Raw genomic sequence first — 16,438 nt, 5'->3', positions numbered from 1 at the left:
CGGAACCGCCCGCGTCGACACGGAAAACAGTCGCCGAATCAGAGTTCGCTCTCGAAGTCCTCGAGGGCGTAGGCCGGCTCGGCGCCGCGCCGGTCGAGCGTCTCGTTCGCCAGCAGCCAGTAGACGACCGACAGGGCCTTGCGACCCTTGTTGTTCGTCGGGACGACCAGATCGACGTTGCTGATCTGGTTGTTGGAGTCACACATCGCGATGACCGGGATGCCGACCGTGATGGCCTCCTTGACGGCCTGGGAGTCGCCGATGGGGTCGGTCACGACGACCACGTCGGGTTCGATGTAGCCGTCATAGTCGGGGTTGGTCAGCGTGCCCGGGATGAACCGCCCGGTGCGAGCGCGGGCGCCGATGGCGTCCGCGAACTGCTCGGCCGGGAACCGGCCGTACTGGCGGCTAGAGGCCACCAAAATCTGCTCGGGGTCGTAGTTGGCGAGGAAGTCCGCCGCCGTCCGAATCCGCTTGTCGGTCATCGAGACGTCCAGCACGTACAGCCCGTCGGTCCGGACGCGGTGGATGAACCGCTCCATGTCGTTGGTCTTCTGCTGGGTCCCGATGTGGACACCGGCCGCGAGGTACTCCTCGACCGGGATGAGAAGGTCGGCCTCCTCGTCCGGCATGACGTCCTCGTCGAGCCGTCCGTCCGCTTCCTCTTCCTCGACCTCCTCGGCCGCCGTGTCTTCCGCCGACTCGTCGTCGGGGGTCTGTTCCTCGGTGTCAGCCTCGGCGACCGGTTCGTCGGGGTCGGGCTCCGGGTCCGCGCCGGCGTCGTCTGCCGGTTCCGGGTCCACGTCCGACTCGGCCGCGTCGAGGCCTTCCTCTTCGTTTCCGCTCATGCGTTGTCCTCGATTCGGATGAGTTCGTTCAGCTTGGCAGTGCGCTCGCCCGCGACCGCGCCCGTCTTGATGAAGGGGGCGTCAGTCGCCACGGCGAGGTGTGCGATCGTCGTGTCCTCCGTCTCTCCGCTCCGGTGGGAGATCACCGAGTCGTACCCGTTCTCGGTCGCCAGCTCGACGGCGTCGAAGGCGTCGGTCAGCGTCCCGATCTGGTTGGGCTTGATGAGGATGCTGTTGGCCGCACCCTGCTCGATGCCTTCGGCCAGCCGGTCGGTGTTCGTCACGAACAGGTCGTCGCCACAGATCAGCGTCTCGCCCGCTCGCGGGCGCCGCCCGCTCGCGCTGTCCGGGGCGCTCCGCGCCCCGCTACCCACTCGGTCCGTGAGTTCCGCGAACGCCTCGTAGTCGTCCTCGTCGAGCGGGTCCTCGACGTAGACGAGGTCGTACTCCGCGACCAGGTCCGCGACGTAGTCGATCTGCTCGGCCGTGTCCCGTTCGTGGTCGCCGTAGCGGTAGACACCCGCGTCGGCGTCGTACAGCTCCGCACCGGCCACGTCCAGGCCCATGCGAATCTCGAAGCCGACCTCCTCCTCGACGGCCGTGATGGCCTCGTCGACCACCTCGAACGCCTCGGCGTCGTCGATCGAGGGTGCCCACGCGCCCTCGTCGCCCTTGCCGGCCGCGATGCCGCGGTCGGCCAGGATGTCGCCGACGGCGCCGTGGACCGCCGCGTTGGCGAAGACGGCCTCGGTGACGCTCGGCGCGCCGACCGGCGCCGCCAGGAACTCCTGGATGTGGGTCGCGTCCGCGGCGTGTTCGCCGCCGCCGACGACGTTGCCCAGCGGCACCGGGAAGTTCCGGCCCCGGAACGCGCCGCCGAGGTGCTGGTACAGCGGAACGCCGAGCACGTCGGCGCCGGCTTTCGCCGCCGCCATCGAGATGGCGACCGCGCTGTTGGCCCCGATCTCCGAGAAGTCGTCGGTACCGTCGGCGCCGCGTAGCGTCTCGTCGACGCCGCGCTGGTCGCCGGCGTAGACCTCGCCGACCAGCCGCGGGACGGCGATCTCGCGGGCCTTCGCGATGGCCTCGTTCGGCGGGAGTTCGATTGCCTCGTACTCGCCAGTCGACGCGCCGCTCGGTGCGGCCGCGCGGCCGAATCCGCCGTTCTCGGTCGTCACTTCCGCCTCGACCGTCGGGTTCCCCCGGGAGTCGAGGACGCGGCGGAGCCGGACGTCGGCGACGAGCGTCATTTGTCACCCCGGCGGACGGTGAACGGGAGGACGCCAGCGTCGAACTCCTCGGCCGCGATGAGGATCGGCTGGGTCTGCTCCGTGTCGATGAGCACCGGCGCCCCGTAGGCTACCTGCAGGGCTCGCGCCCCGATGATGCGAGCCTTCTCGTAGCGGTTGTCCTGTCCCGCCATGTTACTGGTAGGGTGCCACGATGTCGACGAGGTCCTTGTGCGAGACGAGCATCCGACGACAGCAGTGTCGGTCCACGCCCAGTTCGTCGAGGACCTTCTCGGGGTCTTCGTCTTCCTCCTTCGTGCGGGCCTTGAACTCCTCCCAATGCTCGCCGACGACTGTGCCACAGGTGAAACACCGGACCGGGACCATCATACTTGGATCACCTCAGCGGTACGATTTCTGGTAGCGTGCCCGTGCACCCGGGCCGCCCCATTTCTTGGGTTCGCTCTGACGCACGTCGTTCACGAGGAGCGACCGGTCGAACTCCATGAAAGCGTCGCGCAACTCCGCGTCGTTGGTGTGCTGGACCAGTCCGCGGGCGATGGCCGTCCGCACCGCGTCGGCCTGTCCGCTCGTGCCGCCACCCTCGACCTGCACGTCGATGTCGACCGCCTCGCGGAGGTCGTCGTCGCCGATGCGGAAGGGTTCGAGCATCTTCAGCCGCGACAGCTCCGGTTCCACCAGCTCGACCGGCTGGGAGTTGACCCGGACGCGGCCCTGGCCGTCCGTGACCGTCGCTCGCGCGATGGCCGTCTTCTTCTTGCCTGAGGTGTTCGTTACCATGTGACGTTCGCTCCGAGTTTCTCGCTGATCTCGCCCAGCTGGACGAATTTGATGTTCGAGAGTCGATCCAGCGACGTCCCCTCGAGAACCTCGCCGTCCTCGTCGATGGGGTTGCCGATGTAGACGCGGACGTTCTCGAACGCCTCGCGCCCACGCGGCTTCTTGTACGGCAGCATGCCGCGGATCGACCGCTTCATGATCCGATCCGGCTGCTTGGGGTAGGCCGGCCCGCGGTCCGAGCCGAGTTCGCGGCGCGTCCGGTACGTGTCGAGCACGTCCTCGCGCCGGCCCGTGATGACCGCCTGCTCGGCGTTGACCACGGCCACGCTGTCCCCGTCGAGTGCGCGCTCGGCGACCTCGCTGGCGACGCGACCCATGATACAGTCACGGGCGTCGACCACGAGGTCGGCCTCGAAGTCCATCGCGCTCATCGGATCACCCGCACGTTCTCGCCGTCGGGGTTCTGTTCGAGTGCCTGTTCGAGTCGGATGCTCTCACCGACCTGATCGATCTTCGTCCGGGCCGTGCCGGAGAAGTCCACGGCGGCAACGGTCACGTCCGTCTGCAGGACGCCGCTACCGAGGACCTTTCCGGGCACCACGACCGTCTCGTCCTCCCGGGCGTACCGCTCGATGCGGCCCAGGTTGACTTCGGCGTGTGTGCGACGCGGCTTCTCCAACCGCTCTGCCACGTCGCCCCAGACGGCACCGCCCGAGTCGCGGGCGGTGGATTTCAGGTCAGCGATGAGACTACTGAGTCTCGGGTTCGTCTTACTCATAACCTTCCTCCAGAGAAATGCAGGGTACAGGATTCGAACCGCCGGGAGACGGTCGCTCGACCGCTCCGGCCCCCGGGGTTCGAATCCGCTCTGCTCGCTTTTACGGCTCGCCGAGTCTGGCGAGCCGGAGAATGCAGGGAGCAGGATTTGAACCTGCGGACCCCTACGGGACAGCGCCCTGAACGCTGCGCCGTTGGCCAAACTTGGCTATCCCTGCTCGCGTTGTTCGATTCAAACTGCCCCTTCAAACCGCTTTCGGTTACCGGCCCGTCGGCACCGCCGCTCTCCAGGGGAACGCGGGCGTCATCTCGGGTCCGGTGGGCAGTGAACATTGCTACAGTTGGACTGCGTCTTTCAGTTCCGCGGCGCGGTCGTGCAGTGAGTCGACCGCTTTCGCCGTCAGTTCCTCGACGGTCAGCGAGCCGTCCGTCTCGACGTGGAACACGAAGGCGTTCGGCACGTCGTGGACCTCGACTTCCTTGCCGGGGTACCGGCTCGTGAGGTCGTGGTCGAACTCCTCGGTCGGGATCAGCTCGCCGTCCTCCTGAATGACCCCGCGCAGGATGTGTGGGTCCCGCTCGCCGAACTCGTCGGCGTCGCCGACCACCTCGACCTCCTGCAGGTGCCGGTAGCCGACCGCGACCCCGCCCTGATGTTTGGCGTGTTCGCGGCCGCGGTCCAGCACCGCCTCGGCCTCGACCTCCAGTCGCTGGGGCGTCTCGGAGCCTTCGAGATCTTTCAGCTCGATGACGGGGATGTTGTTGTCCGCCGGCTCGACCTGGTCGTCGGTACTGACCAGATCGCCGGAGTAGGCCGTGCCCGGCCCCTCCACGTCCAGTGCCAGCGTGACCGTCTCGCCGATCTCGTAGTCGTCGGGCGTCGTCAGCGGGACGAGCCCGAGCCGGTGTGCGATCTGCTCGTCGAACATGACCGACGAGTTCTCGATGACTCGCACCTCGTCGACCGAGAGCGTCGGCACGTCCGCGATCATCGCACGCCGGATGCCGTTGGCGAAGGCCGGGGTCACGCCGCGCACGAGGAACCGTGCCTCGCGTTCGTCCCCGTCGATGAACTCTACGTCGTAGTCACCTGCCATGTGTCAGAACCCGCTGTTTTTCGGCCCGCGGGTCCCGTCGTGCGGGATCGGTGTCACGTCCTCGATACGGCCGATCTCCAGGCCGGCACGGGCCAGGGCACGGATGGTCGCCTGCGCGCCCGGGCCGGGATTTTTCTGCTGGTTCCCGCCGGGGCCACGCACGCGGACGTGGACGCCTTCCACGCCCTGTGCCTTGACCTCCTCGGCGACGACCTCGGCCATCTGCATGGCGGCGTACGGCGACGCCTCGTCGCGGTTCTGCTTCACGACCGTCCCGCCGGAGGACTTCGCCAGCGTCTCCGCGCCGGTCTGGTCGGTGATGGTGATGATCGTGTTGTTGAACGATGCGTGCACGTGGGCGATGCCCCAGATGTCGTCCTTTTCTTCGGGCATGTTACTGTTCCTCCGCTCGTTCCGGGTGGAGTTCGTCCGTCAGCGGGCTCGCGCTGTCGAAGCCCACGCCGTCTTCCTCCGCGACCAGCACTTTCGCCGACGGCTCCGTCACGCGGCGGTCCCCCATGACGATGTGACCGTGGCTGATGAACTGTCGGGCCTGCTCCGGGGTGTTCGCGTACCCCTTGCGGTAGACGACCGTCTGGAGCCGACGCTCCAGCACGTCCGTCACGTCCAGCGACAGGATGTCGTCCAGGCCGTCCTCCTCGTTGAGGATGCCGAGTCGCTGGAGCCGGGTGAGGAACTCGTCGCTCTCCGCCTCGGCGGCCTCGGCGTCACCCTGCGCGCGGCCGAGCAGTTCCCGGGCCTCGCGCCGGTAGGAGCGCAGTTCCGACTGGGCGCGCCAGAGTTCTTCCTTGTTCTTGAGCCCGTACTGCCCGAGCAGGCCGGACTCTTCGGAGATGCGTTCGCCCTGGAAGGGGTGGTTCGGCGTCTCGTAGAGTTTGGTGTTGCTACCGAGTGCCATTATTCCTCACTGTCCTCTTCTTCGGCGGCCTCCTCGGCCTGTTCTTCCTTGATCGCCTCGACGTTGACGCCGATGGTCCCCTCGGTACGGCCCGTGGACTTCGTCCGCTGACCGCGGACCTTCTGTCCGCGTTTGTGGCGAACGCCACGGTAGGAGTCGATCATCTTCATCCGGTTGATGTCCTGGCGGCGCGTCAGGCCGAGGTCGTTCCCCGTCTCGTGGGTCGTCTCCCCGCTGAAGAAGTCCGACTGGTGGTTCGTCATCCAGTCCGGAACCTCGTCGGCGAAGCCCTCGACCAGGTCGACGATCGTGTCGATCTCGTCGTCCTCGAGCTTCCCGAAGACGGCCCGGCGGTCGATGCCGGCTTCCTCGGCGATGATCCGGGCGGCCCGCGTGCCGATCCCGTTCATGTCTGTCAGTGATCGCTCGACGGATTTCGTCCCGTCGAGGTCCGTCTGTCCGATGCGGACGAAATAGCGGAGGTCCTCGTCCTCCTCCGCGTCCTCGTCCGGTTGTTCTGGGTCTTCTGCACTCATGGATACGCGTTGTGTGAGCGTCGTGGCGGGGATTCGAACCCCGGAGGCTTGACGCCACAGAGTTAGCAACCCTGCGCCTTGGGCCAGACTTGGCTACCACGACCCGCTTGCATTCTGTTTCTCGACGCCCTCGTCACCCAACGGGTGACTCGGTCACCGTTGCCGGCGGCCTCTCGGACTCGGGGCCGGAGCCCCTGCACGAGCGTACTGTCACGTACCGCCGTCACCGTATAAAAACGCAACGAAAGGGCCCGCGTCCGTTTCGGGAGTTTCGCTCCCGTGTGACGGTGTCTCAGTCGCTCTCGGCCGTCTCACGTCCGCCCTCGCTCGTCGGTGGCGTGCCGATGTACTCCTCGTTGATCGTCCATTCGCCGTCCTCCTTGACCATGTACTCGCCGTAGTAGGGGACCCGATTGTGGACCACCTCGCGGAACGCGTCGCGGATTTCTGGCTTCGTCATCTCGCCCATCGACCGCAGGTCGTCGTTGCGGTTGAGACAGCCTTTGAGATGTCCCTCGTGTGTGACGCGCACGCGGTGGCAGTTCGCACAGAAATCCTCGTTTTCCACGGGATCGACGATCTCGACCATTCCGACGCCCGAGCCGTCCGGTTCGCCGTCGGTATCGAACCGGTCCGTAGCCGTCTCGTCGGTCGCCGCCGCCACTGCGTCGGCCTCGACGAAGTAGCGCCGCCGGTCGTGCATCGACCGCTGCTCGACGCGGAGGGCGATGTCTTCGAGCCAGCCGTGGACGCGTTCGATGTCGATGGCCCACTCCGGCCGCCCCGCGAGTTCGGGCATATACTCGATGAGCTGGAGCTGGAGCCCCTCGCGCTCGGCGACGTGCTGGACCATCTCCGGGACGTACCCCGCAGTGGCCTCGAACACGACCATATTGAGCTTCACGGGGTCGAGACCGGCGTCCAGCGCGGCCAGCACGCCGTCGATGACGGCCTCGTACTCGCCGCTTTTCGTCACCTCGGCGAAGGCCTCCGGGTCCAGGGCGTCCTGCGAGACGTTCACCCGGTCCAGACCCGCGTCGACCAGTTCGGCGGCGCGGTCGGGCAGGTAGGTCCCGTTGGTCGTCAGCGAGGTCTCCATCCCGTCGGGCGTCCGGCGGACGATCTCCGCGAGGTCGTCACGGAGCATCGGCTCGCCGCCGGTGAACTTCACTGCCTCCACGTCGAACTCGTGGGCCACCTCCAGGAAGCGGACGACGTCGTCGGTGTCCATCTCGTCGTCCTGTGGCTCCATCGGCCCCCGCGTGTCGCCCAGCCCCTCGTTGTGGCAGTAGACGCAGTCGAAATTACACCGATCCGTCAGGGAAACTCGGACGCCGCTGACCTCGCGCCCGAACTGGTCGACCAGCATATCCCAGAATCCCAAGCGCACGTGCTTAAACCCAGTGTCGAAAGGCCGGTCCATGTAACTGAAACTGGTTACTCTGCTCGCACAGCACGCGTCCCTGTCGGCCCGGTTCGGAACCGCTCGCGGTCGGTTTCGCCGAGAACGGGCGTTCGGGGCGGGTCCACAACCCTTATCGCCGCGGCGGGGCCTACGACGGGTATGGACGAAACCGACGTACGAGAGCGTTTGCGGGCGGTCGAGGACCCCGACCTCGGCGACGACGTCGTGTCGCTGGGGCTGGTCAACGACGTGACCGTCGAGGGGGACACGATCCACATCTCGCTCGCGCTCGGCGCACCCTATTCGCCGAACGAGACGGCCATCGCGAACGACGTGCGTTCGGTGCTCGACGACGTCGACTACGAGATCGACCTCTCGGCCGACATCGAAACGGGCGTGAGCGACGACGAGGCGATCCTCCCCGGCGTGGAGAACATCATCGCCGTCGCCTCCGGGAAGGGCGGCGTCGGGAAGAGTACCGTCGCGGTCAACCTCGCGGCCGGACTGGCGGAGATGGGTGCCCGCGTCGGCCTCTTCGACGCCGACGTGTACGGCCCGAACGTGCCGCGGATGGTCGACGCCGACGAGCGCCCGCAGGCGACGAAAGACGAGAATCTCGTCCCCGTCGAGAAGTTCGGGATTAAGCTCATGAGCATGGACTTCCTCGTCGGCGAGGACGACCCCGTCATCTGGCGAGGGCCGATGGTCCACAAGGTCCTCACCCAGCTCTGGGAGGACGTCGAGTGGGGGGCACTCGACTACATGATCGTCGACCTCCCGCCGGGGACGGGCGACACACAGCTCTCGATGCTCCAGACCGTCCCCGTCTCGGGGGCCGTCATCGTCACCACGCCACAGGAGGTCGCCATCGACGACGCCCGCAAAGGCCTGGAGATGTTCGGCAAACACGAGACGCCCGTGCTCGGCATCGTCGAGAACATGGCCGGCTTCCGGTGTCCCGACTGTGGCTCGGAACACGCCATCTTCGGCGAGGGCGGCGGCGAGGACTTCGCCGACGAGTCGGACATGCCCTTCCTCGGGTCGATTCCGCTGGACCCCCGCGTCCGCGAGGGCGGCGACGGCGGCCGGCCGACGGTCCTCGACGACGATTCCGAGACCGCCGACGCACTCACCGAGTTCGCCCGCGAGACGGCGAACATGCAGGGGATCGTCCACCGGCGCGGGCTCTCGGCGACGCGGAGCGAGCCGGCCCACGATCACGACCACGAACACGGGCACGACCACTGACGCGGTCGCCCCGCCGCGGCGCCGGCCCGGCTCCCGTTACTCCCTGATTCTGATGACGCCCTCCCGGAAGACCTCGCGGTTCGGAACGATGTACTCCTCGCCGTTTTCCTCGACGTAGGTGACGAACAGGTCGACTTCCTGGACGATGCCCGACCGGTCGCCGACGCGAATCTCGTCGCCGATGCTGTAGGGTTCTTCGAGCAGGAGGTAGACCCCTGCGGCGCCGGTCGCCAGCAGGTCCCGGAAGGCCAGGCCGCCGAGGAAGATCAGGGCGAAGGTGTAGGCCGCGAGCAGGACGATGAGCGCGCCGGTCGCGACGCCCAGTTGGCCGAGCGCGATGAGGGCGGCGATGTAGAAGATGCTGTACCGGACGACTATCGGGAGGAGACCGACCTCCGGGAGCTTGATGCTTCGCAGTTTCTCCCCGACGAGCAGGGCGGCCTTGTCGCCGACGAGCAGGCCCGCGATGATCGCCAGCGTGGCGATGAACACCTTCGGGAAGAAGGCGGCGAGAAAGGGGACGACTGCCTGGGTGTTCAGCAGCCCTGCGATAAACAGACCCGAGAGGGCGGCCGCCGTGTAGATGCCGATGGCGACCAGCTGCGAGAGGACGCCGACAGTCGATGTCCCAAGTCCCTGTGCAGTCCGCTCGAAGGTCGTCCCTTCGGCGGTCGAGTCGAGGCCGATGGCGAGCAGGAGCCGCCTGATGATACCGCCGACGGCGTATCCGAGCAACAGGCCAGCGACGAAGATCGCGCTCCCGAGCAGGAAGCGGGAACTGGTCAGAAACTCGTTGAGCCCGCCGTGGAACGACATCAGTACTCCTCCGGATCGAGTTCGATGATCAGTTCACCGCCCGAGAACGCCCGCACGAGGCCGTCGCTCTCCGAGAGGACGATAGCCACCGCGTTCGTGTCCCGCGTGACCGCCCCGGCCGCCATATGTCGCGCGCCCAGCCCCTTCGGGATGTCGACGCCTTCGGCGGAGGGTTCGAGGTAGCGGTACGCCGAGACGATCTTCCCCGAATCCGAGATGACGAAGGCCCCGTCCAGCCGCGAGAACTCCTTGAGCATCACGTTGACGATGGGGTCGCCGACGTGGACGTGGGACTTCTCGAAGGGGTTGTACGACAGCGGGCGGGACTTGTTCATCACCTTCCCGGCGTCGCCGACGACGAACAACGCCCCCACCGGCTTCCCCTTCTGTCCCTTCTTCCCGAGTTCGATGGCGACCTCCAGCACGTCCCTGATGACGGCGGGGTCGGCCCGGGAGTTGGTAAAGAGGCTGTAGACGCCGGACGGCTGGAACTGGTTCGCCCGGACGCGCGTGATGGTGTCGATCTCGTCTTCGAACGTCTTCGCCGCACACGCGATGACGGCCCCCTCGTCGATCAGTTCCATGTCGAGCGCGCCCTCGATCCCGTACCGGATGCGACTGGACACGTCGTTGAACTCCAGCGGCAATTCGACGTATACCTCGGCATCGAGGTCGTTCTCGTCCGAGATGACGACCACCGACGCGTCCTCGACGTCCTCGAATCGGTCGTAGAAGGAAGCGCTCGGCGAGAACAGAAAGATCGCGTCGACGTCCGACACGATATCGGCGAGCAGCTCGTCAAGATCGGTCATTACCGAATCAACCCGGCAGGCACGAAAAAGCTTTATGGCGGTGTCGTACGGCCGTCCGGCGCTCGTCATACCCGTGTCGGCCAATTATAGCCTTCGAAGGAAATATCGGCCCACGCACACCTATTTAGTCCCCCCACCCGTGGGGTGGGCCATGGCAGAAGACCCGGCAACTGCGATGTATCGCCACCGAACGGAGACGCTGTCCGTCGACGAGGGCTCGGGGGACCCCATCGTCTTCGCCCACGGGACGCTGATGGACCGGACGATGTTCACGCCGCAGATCGAGGCCCTGTCCGGGGACTACCGCACGATCGCGTACAACCTCCGGGCACGGACCGACAACTCCCACGACCCCTACGACCTCGACGACCTCGTCGAGGACTGCAAGGCGCTCCTCGAAGCAAAGGACATCGACTCGACGGTCCTCGCCGGGATGTCGATGGGCGGGTTCATGGCGCTGCGGTTCGCGCTGGAGTATCCGGATGCCCTCGACGGCATCGTCCTCATCGACAGCATGGCACAACCGCACGACGAGAGCGACCAAGACCAGTACGAGGAGATGATCGAGAACGCCCGCGACGCCGGGGACGTCCCCGAACCGATGGCCGACATCGTCGCGAACCTCCTCTTCGGCCGGACCTCGAACGAGGAGCGGACCGACCTCGTCGAGCACTGGAAGGACCGCTGGCTCACCTACCCCGGCAAGGCCGTCTACAACGAGACGAAGTCCTGGCTCCACCGGCCCGGCGTCGAGGACCGACTCGACGAGATCGAGGTCCCCGTCCTCATCGTCCACGGCGAGGAGGACATCTCCATCGAACCGGAGATGTCGGAACCGATGCTCGACCAGCTGCCGGACGCCCGCATGGAACTGATTCCGGAAGCGGGCCACTCCTCCAACACGGAGAACCCCGAACCGGTCAACGACGCCATCCGCGAGTTCCTGGCGGACGTGTACTGAGGGACGAGTGACGGGGCGACTCGTTTCTCAGAGCGCGTCGACGAACCGGTCGAACGCGCCGCTCTCGGCGTGGACGTGGGCGTAGGTCCCCAGCGTCTCGTACTCGGTGAGGCCGTCGTGGTCGCCGTCGATGCCGTCCCCGCGCACGGTCTCGAAGGCGAAGCGGGCGTCGCTGTCGACCGTCGCCTCGCTGTAGTGGAACTCGTGGCCGCGGACGGATGCCCCCGCGCCCGCCGTGAGCGTGTCCCCCGTCGCCCGGAGTTCGACGTGGTCGAGCGCCTGGTAGCGGTCGTGCATCTCGACCTCGGCGGGGAGCACGCCGGCCATCTCGCCGCGTTCGCCGTCGGCGGTCGTCAGCGACTCGGCCAGCGCCATCAGCCCGCCACACTCCCCCAGCACGGGCAGCCCCTCGGCCGCGCGGTCCCCGAGCGTGTCGAGCGCCGGACTGTCGGCCAGTTCCGGGACGTGGAGTTCCGGGTAGCCGCCGGGGAGGTAGACGCCGTCGCACTCGGGGAGGTCGTCCCCAGCCACGGGTGCGAAGGTGGCCACCTCGGCCCGCTCCCGGAGCCGTTCGAGCGTCGCCGGATACCGGAAGCAAAATGCCGCATCCTCCGCGACCGCGACGGTCGAATCCCGGGGTTTCGGGGACGTTGCCGGCCCGTCGGCCGCTGGCGGTTCCCGGGCCGTCGCCAGCAGTCGGTCGAGTTCGACGTGTTCGGCCGCGGCGGCCAGCGTCTCGTCGTCCAGGGGTGCCTCCTCGCCCATGTGGAGGCCGAGGTGTCGCTCCGGTATCTCCAGGTCCGGCGTCGGCGGAATCCGACCGAAGTAGGTCATGCCGTCGGGGAGGGCGTCCCGGATGCCCTCGGCGTGACGGCCGCCGTGGGCGCGTTGAGCGAGTACTCCCACGACCTCGATGTCACGGTCCGCGGTCGCGGCGTACTCCCGAAAGCCGAGCGCGGTCGCGGCGACGCTCTCCATGCCGGCCTTCGCGTCGACGACGAGGACGACCGGCAGGTCGAGCGCGTCGGCGACCATCGCCGTACTCGACCCGTCGCCGTCGTACAGACCCATGACCCCCTCGACGACACAGAAGTCGCCCTCGCCGCGGTGGTAGTTCCGCCGGATACCGTCATCGCCTTCGAGCCACGTGTCGAGCGTCCGCGAGGGGCGGTCCGCGACGACGGCGTGGTGGCTCGGGTCGATGAAGTCCGGTCCCGCTTTCGCGGGCTGAACGGAGTGGCCCGCGTCCGCGGCCGCCCGAAGAACCGCGAGCGTCGCGACGGTCTTGCCCACGCCCGAACTCGTGCCCGCGAGTACCAGTCCTCTCATCGGTCGCTCACGACCGCGAGGCCCCCTCGTCGGCGTCGGTCGCCCCCTCGCCGGGCGCGTCCTCGTCGAACAGTCGGTCGTAGACGGACAGCACTCGCTCGCGAACGTCGGCCATCGGGACGGCCGCGGCGGCTGCGAGTGCGAGCGCGCCACCCATACCCACCCCTTCCTTGGCTTCGCCGGCGACGAACCGGCTCAGGGCGGGATGGTCGACGCCGTCGAACCCCGGGTCGGTGACCGTCAAATCCACGTTGAGGTCGGCCGCGAGGTCACGGACGCTGGCGCTCTCGTCTGCCGCGAGGAAGGTCGTCGTCGCCGCGGGAAGGGTCGTCTCGACGCCGGTGTGCCGGACCAGCGCGGCGGCGGCGAGCAACTGCGTCCCGCCCGCCAGCGTGACCGCCGTGTCCGTCTCGGTACAGCCGACGACGAAACCCGCGACAGTGGCGAGGACCGGGTCGCCCATCCGCCGGACAGCGACTTTCGGCTCGCCCGCGGCGCCGCCGGGCGAGAGACTGCTGGCCGCCAATCCCTCGCTCACGACCTCCTCTTTCAGCGCCAGCGGGTTGTCGGGGAGCGACGAGGAGACCGCGCCGTCCTCACCGAGCGCACGCAGGACGCCCAGCGCGGTCGTCGTCCCGCCGGGAATCGTCTCGGCGACGTACACCTCGTCGTCGGGAATCGCGCGTCCGAACTCCCGGGCCGCGGCGAAGACGCCCGGCGCGGTCGGCACCGGGTCCTGCTCGCGGATGTCTCCACCGGCGCTCGCGCCGACCGTGACCGTCGGCGCACCGGTCGGCTCAGCGAGCCCGCCGTCGACGACGGTCACGTCGAACCCGACCAGCTCGCGGACGGCCCGCGTCACGACTGCCGGCGTCGGACACCCGCTCGGACTCACCGGGACCACCGGCGCGCGGATCGGCTCGCCGTACGTCACTATCTCCGCGTCCGCGCTCGGCGTGTGGACCATCACGTCGGGGTCGGCACCCGCCGCGCTGATTCCGTCGATGGCCGCCGTTCGCGTCGTTCCCGCCACGAGTATCAGTCGCATCCGACCACCGCCGTCGGTCGTCGTTCCATATTCGTGTGATTACTCCAAGCTAACTTTAATTCATGGTTCCGCCCGTCGGCGGATGGTTTAATAGGGACGCCGGTCAGTACGGGGAGTATGGACGACTACGACGAACTCGTCTCGTCGCTGACGCCCAGGCAGGAGAGCGATTCCGTGAAGATCTACCAGAACACCGTCGGACTGGCGTGTCCGGCCTGCGACGATTCGTTCGACAACCTCATCGTCTGCCAGGACGAGTTCAACACCCTCGGACTGGACTTCGCCATGGACATCTGCACCCACGTCCACGAGGGCGACGCACTGCTTTTCACCCACAAGCACTGACCCTGGCAGTCGCCGAGGCGCCGCTCAGTCCTCGATCATCCGACTGCCGCCCGGCGGCAGAAACTCCTGGACGCGGTCCGGCGAGGCCACCTTTCTGACGAACGATTCGTCGGCGAACCGCGATTTGAGTTCCCGGTAGCACTTCTTCGCCATGTCGTTCTGTGCGTAGCGCCCGGGTTCGAGCCGGATGCTCGTCTCCGTTCGTGGCTCGATAGCTGACGGCGGGCCGCCGATCACCCGCGTCTCCGGCTCGCAGGTGACCCCGACGGCGACTTCGGCGCGGACGTTCTCGAAGTAGGTCCGGTCGCCGCGGATGGCGAAGCCGCCCTTTTCGAGGTACTCGCCGGACTCGGGGGTCTTCGAGACCTGGTCGCGCTCGACCATGTACACGTCGTCGGCGAACTTCCCTTCCTTCCAGACCGACGAGTACGAGAGGGCGAACTGTGCGGCCTCGTCGAGTGTCGTCTCCGGGAAGTCCACGTCTTTGGCGGGTTCGCTCGGCCCCGTGGCCTTCAGGATCGTGACGGGGCCGCCGTGGGCCTGTGCGTGGAAGAAGCGGTCGTGGCGGTCGAGGTACTTCTCGACCAGCTCCTCGTTCTGGTCGGCGTTTCGCCCGCCGATGACCAGGAAGTCGTCGCTGGTGTGGAACCAGCGGTACTCCTCGAACCACGATTCGGACTGGCGGACGGGGATGGACGGCTTCGACAGCCAGTCGACGTCCTCGGCCTCGTCGCCCGCTCCCTCACCGTCGCCCTCGGCCGCTCCCCTCTCCTCGCTCTCGTCCTCTGCCTCCCACTCCTCGCGGCGCTCTTTCACGGCTTCGAGTTCCTCGCGGGTGTTCTCGATGGCCGCCTCGGCGCCCTCCTTCTTCTCCTCGACGCGTTTGGCCTCGTTGTAGTGGCGGTCGGCGTTCTTCTCGACGCCCATCGACGCGTCGACGGTCACGCGGTGGTCGCCGAGTTCGACCGTGACGGTCCCCTCGCTGCCGTCCACGTCGGCGACCGCCTCCGCCTCGGGGATGCCCTGTTCCGCGCCCTGCTCGAACTTCGCGGCGATGTCCGCCCAGGGAACGTCGTCCTCGCGAGCGCGCTGGACCGTCGAGAGGATATCGTCGACGAGATCGTACTCGGCGTAGAGGAGTTCCGCCTTCTCGCGTTCGGCCTCGGCCTGGGCCTCGAAATCCTCGATGGCACCACGCTGTTGCTCGATGATGCGCTCTTTTTTCTCGATCTCGCTCTCGAAGTCCGGGCGGTCGCGGCCACCGCCGCTGCCGCCCTCGCTCGCGTCACCGCTGGCTTTCCGCTCGTCGGCGCCGAAGTGCGTGAAGTAGTCGTCCAGCGCCGCTGTGAACGTCTCGAAGGGCTCGCTCGGGGCTGCACCGTGTTCTTCGAGGGGGAACGGCGTCACGTCCACGCGCGGACCGGGGTCGCCTTCCTCCGCCCCGTCGTCGTCGCCTTCGCCCCAGTCCTCGGGGTAGTACACCTGCGGGTCGAGGTCGCTGGCATCGATCCGGTCCCGCAGGCGCTCGATCTCGTGGAAGATCGCCTCGTAGTCGTCCTCGGTCGCCTCGTCGATGTCTTTCGTCTTTTCGATGCCGGCCCGGGTACACAGCTCCTCACCCCAGAGGCCGCCGAAGTCCAACTGCGTCGCGATGGTCCGCACGAGATCGGTGTCCGAATCGTCGAGTCGCGCCGCGACCGCCTCGTAGTCCGCGGACAGGGGGTCGAACCGCGCCGACGGGAACTCGTACTGGGAGCCGGGGGCGACGGTGCGGGACTTCAGTCGGACGGTGTCGAGACAGTCGACGACCTCGCCGGTCCCGTCGAGGACGGCGGCGTTCCCGTCGCCGAACAACTCGACGACGACCGTCGTCGAGTCGTCGCCGCGGTCGAACTCGATCTCCACGATGCGGTCGAACTCGTACTGGCGCACGTCCACGAGGTCCGCCCCCGAGAGGCGGTTGCGGAGCATCATCGCGAAGTTCGGGGGTCGGCCCGGCGCGTCGGGGACGTTGTCGGGGTCGGCGACGCGGAGGTGTTTGGTTTCGCCGGTGTCGACGAGCAGTTCGACGCGGCCGCGGTCGAAATCCCGCATCTTGAATCGGAGAAGTCCGTCGTCGTAGAGGTACGCCTTGTCGACTTTCGCACCCTCGTAGGCGCGCAGTTCGCCGACCAGCGCCGCCAGGTCCACGCTGGTCAGCTCCCGCTTGCGATCCATACTCCCACCTCCGCCGGGCGCACAAAGAGGGTGTCGTTCGGCGGTCGCGC

Annotated in this window: 20 protein-coding genes and 2 tRNA genes; 3 read left to right on the top strand and 19 right to left on the bottom strand. The window is 67.5% G+C overall.

The features are described 5' to 3' along the window. Nucleotides 1–38 precede the first annotated feature (38 nt). From rpsB to moaA, 14 genes are all read right to left on the bottom strand, one after another. Entirely contained in the window at nt 39–848 is an 810-nt protein-coding gene (rpsB, locus tag MUG96_RS11970) for a 30S ribosomal protein S2 (RefSeq protein WP_246983065.1), read from the bottom strand. After that, nucleotides 845–2,098, bottom strand: a complete 1,254-nt coding sequence (gene eno, locus MUG96_RS11965) for a phosphopyruvate hydratase (protein WP_246983064.1) — start codon at nt 2,096–2,098, stop codon at nt 845–847. The genes rpsB and eno overlap by 4 nt, the downstream gene beginning before the upstream one ends. Continuing rightward, nucleotides 2,095–2,271 carry a DNA-directed RNA polymerase subunit K gene (locus tag MUG96_RS11960; protein WP_246983062.1) on the bottom strand — a complete coding sequence of 59 codons (177 nt, stop codon included), beginning with the start codon at nt 2,269–2,271 and terminating at the stop codon, nt 2,095–2,097. Before MUG96_RS11960 ends, eno begins: the two co-directional genes overlap by 4 nt. A gap of 1 nt (nt 2,272) precedes the next feature. Next, nucleotides 2,273–2,467 (bottom strand): DNA-directed RNA polymerase subunit N, encoded by a 195-nt coding sequence (locus MUG96_RS11955; protein WP_246983060.1) that lies wholly within the window; start codon nt 2,465–2,467, stop codon nt 2,273–2,275. A 12-nt stretch (nt 2,468–2,479) separates the two neighbouring features. Further along, on the bottom strand, nt 2,480–2,878 hold the full coding sequence (locus MUG96_RS11950) for a 30S ribosomal protein S9 (protein WP_246983057.1): 399 nt from the start codon (nt 2,876–2,878) through the stop codon (nt 2,480–2,482). Then, complete coding sequence (locus MUG96_RS11945; RefSeq protein ID WP_246983056.1) at nt 2,872–3,309, bottom strand: 50S ribosomal protein L13; 438 nt, start codon at nt 3,307–3,309, stop codon at nt 2,872–2,874. Before MUG96_RS11945 ends, MUG96_RS11950 begins: the two co-directional genes overlap by 7 nt. Continuing rightward, nucleotides 3,306–3,656: a 50S ribosomal protein L18e gene (locus tag MUG96_RS11940; RefSeq protein ID WP_246983055.1), complete on the bottom strand. Its 351-nt coding sequence runs from the start codon at nt 3,654–3,656 to the stop codon at nt 3,306–3,308. The genes MUG96_RS11945 and MUG96_RS11940 overlap by 4 nt, the downstream gene beginning before the upstream one ends. Nucleotides 3,657–3,788: 132 nt before the next feature. Next, a tRNA-Leu gene (locus MUG96_RS11935) sits at nt 3,789–3,873 on the bottom strand. 117 nt (nt 3,874–3,990) lie between these two features. Beyond that, nucleotides 3,991–4,752: a DNA-directed RNA polymerase subunit D gene (locus tag MUG96_RS11930; RefSeq protein ID WP_246983049.1), complete on the bottom strand. Its 762-nt coding sequence runs from the start codon at nt 4,750–4,752 to the stop codon at nt 3,991–3,993. Nucleotides 4,753–4,755: 3 nt separating this feature from the next. Continuing rightward, nucleotides 4,756–5,145, bottom strand: a complete 390-nt coding sequence (locus MUG96_RS11925) for a 30S ribosomal protein S11 (protein WP_246983046.1) — start codon at nt 5,143–5,145, stop codon at nt 4,756–4,758. 1 nt (nt 5,146) lies between these two features. After that, complete coding sequence (locus MUG96_RS11920; RefSeq protein ID WP_246983043.1) at nt 5,147–5,671, bottom strand: 30S ribosomal protein S4; 525 nt, start codon at nt 5,669–5,671, stop codon at nt 5,147–5,149. After that, entirely contained in the window at nt 5,671–6,207 is a 537-nt protein-coding gene (locus tag MUG96_RS11915; protein ID WP_246983039.1) for a 30S ribosomal protein S13, read from the bottom strand. The genes MUG96_RS11920 and MUG96_RS11915 overlap by 1 nt, the downstream gene beginning before the upstream one ends. Before the next feature lie 18 nt (nt 6,208–6,225). Further along, nucleotides 6,226–6,310: transfer RNA gene (locus MUG96_RS11910), tRNA-Ser, on the bottom strand. Between the two features lie 189 nt (nt 6,311–6,499). Further along, the gene (moaA, locus tag MUG96_RS11905; protein WP_246983037.1) at nt 6,500–7,576 is read right to left on the bottom strand and encodes a GTP 3',8-cyclase MoaA; all 1,077 of its coding nucleotides are present in this window, start codon (nt 7,574–7,576) and stop codon (nt 6,500–6,502) included. Nucleotides 7,577–7,771: 195 nt separating this feature from the next. Here moaA and MUG96_RS11900 point away from each other — a divergent pair, with 195 nt between their 5' ends. Then, nucleotides 7,772–8,860: an Mrp/NBP35 family ATP-binding protein gene (locus MUG96_RS11900; protein ID WP_246983035.1), complete on the top strand. Its 1,089-nt coding sequence runs from the start codon at nt 7,772–7,774 to the stop codon at nt 8,858–8,860. A 36-nt stretch (nt 8,861–8,896) separates the two neighbouring features. On the opposite strand, the gene MUG96_RS11895 is transcribed toward MUG96_RS11900, so the two are convergent. Together MUG96_RS11895 and dacZ are read right to left on the bottom strand one after the other, a co-directional pair. Further along, the gene (locus MUG96_RS11895; RefSeq protein WP_246983032.1) at nt 8,897–9,676 is read right to left on the bottom strand and encodes a mechanosensitive ion channel domain-containing protein; all 780 of its coding nucleotides are present in this window, start codon (nt 9,674–9,676) and stop codon (nt 8,897–8,899) included. Beyond that, nucleotides 9,676–10,488: a diadenylate cyclase DacZ gene (gene dacZ, locus MUG96_RS11890; protein WP_246983030.1), complete on the bottom strand. Its 813-nt coding sequence runs from the start codon at nt 10,486–10,488 to the stop codon at nt 9,676–9,678. The genes MUG96_RS11895 and dacZ overlap by 1 nt, the downstream gene beginning before the upstream one ends. A gap of 151 nt (nt 10,489–10,639) precedes the next feature. Between dacZ and MUG96_RS11885 the strand changes: the two genes are divergently transcribed. Then, a complete protein-coding gene (locus MUG96_RS11885; RefSeq protein WP_246983028.1) occupies nt 10,640–11,449 on the top strand; it encodes an alpha/beta fold hydrolase in 810 nt (269 codons plus the stop codon). A 27-nt stretch (nt 11,450–11,476) separates the two neighbouring features. Here MUG96_RS11885 and MUG96_RS11880 read toward each other — a convergent pair whose 3' ends face one another. Together MUG96_RS11880 and MUG96_RS11875 are read right to left on the bottom strand one after the other, a co-directional pair. After that, nucleotides 11,477–12,778 (bottom strand): cobyrinic acid a,c-diamide synthase, encoded by a 1,302-nt coding sequence (locus MUG96_RS11880; protein WP_246983025.1) that lies wholly within the window; start codon nt 12,776–12,778, stop codon nt 11,477–11,479. Between the two features lie 7 nt (nt 12,779–12,785). Continuing rightward, nucleotides 12,786–13,826, bottom strand: a complete 1,041-nt coding sequence (locus MUG96_RS11875) for a nicotinate-nucleotide--dimethylbenzimidazole phosphoribosyltransferase (RefSeq protein ID WP_246983022.1) — start codon at nt 13,824–13,826, stop codon at nt 12,786–12,788. A gap of 117 nt (nt 13,827–13,943) precedes the next feature. Here MUG96_RS11875 and MUG96_RS11870 point away from each other — a divergent pair, with 117 nt between their 5' ends. Further along, entirely contained in the window at nt 13,944–14,171 is a 228-nt protein-coding gene (locus MUG96_RS11870; protein ID WP_246983019.1) for a DUF7385 family protein, read from the top strand. A 24-nt stretch (nt 14,172–14,195) separates the two neighbouring features. On the opposite strand, the gene rqcH is transcribed toward MUG96_RS11870, so the two are convergent. After that, nucleotides 14,196–16,388 (bottom strand): ribosome rescue protein RqcH, encoded by a 2,193-nt coding sequence (gene rqcH, locus MUG96_RS11865; RefSeq protein WP_246983016.1) that lies wholly within the window; start codon nt 16,386–16,388, stop codon nt 14,196–14,198. Nucleotides 16,389–16,438: the final 50 nt, after the last annotated feature.

The organism is Halorientalis marina, assembly GCF_023028345.1.
In the GTDB taxonomy this organism is placed as follows: Archaea; Halobacteriota; Halobacteria; order Halobacteriales; family Haloarculaceae; genus Halorientalis; species Halorientalis marina.
The sequence above is the reverse complement of the archived record's forward strand: the minus strand, read 5'-3'. Positions and strand labels throughout refer to the sequence as shown.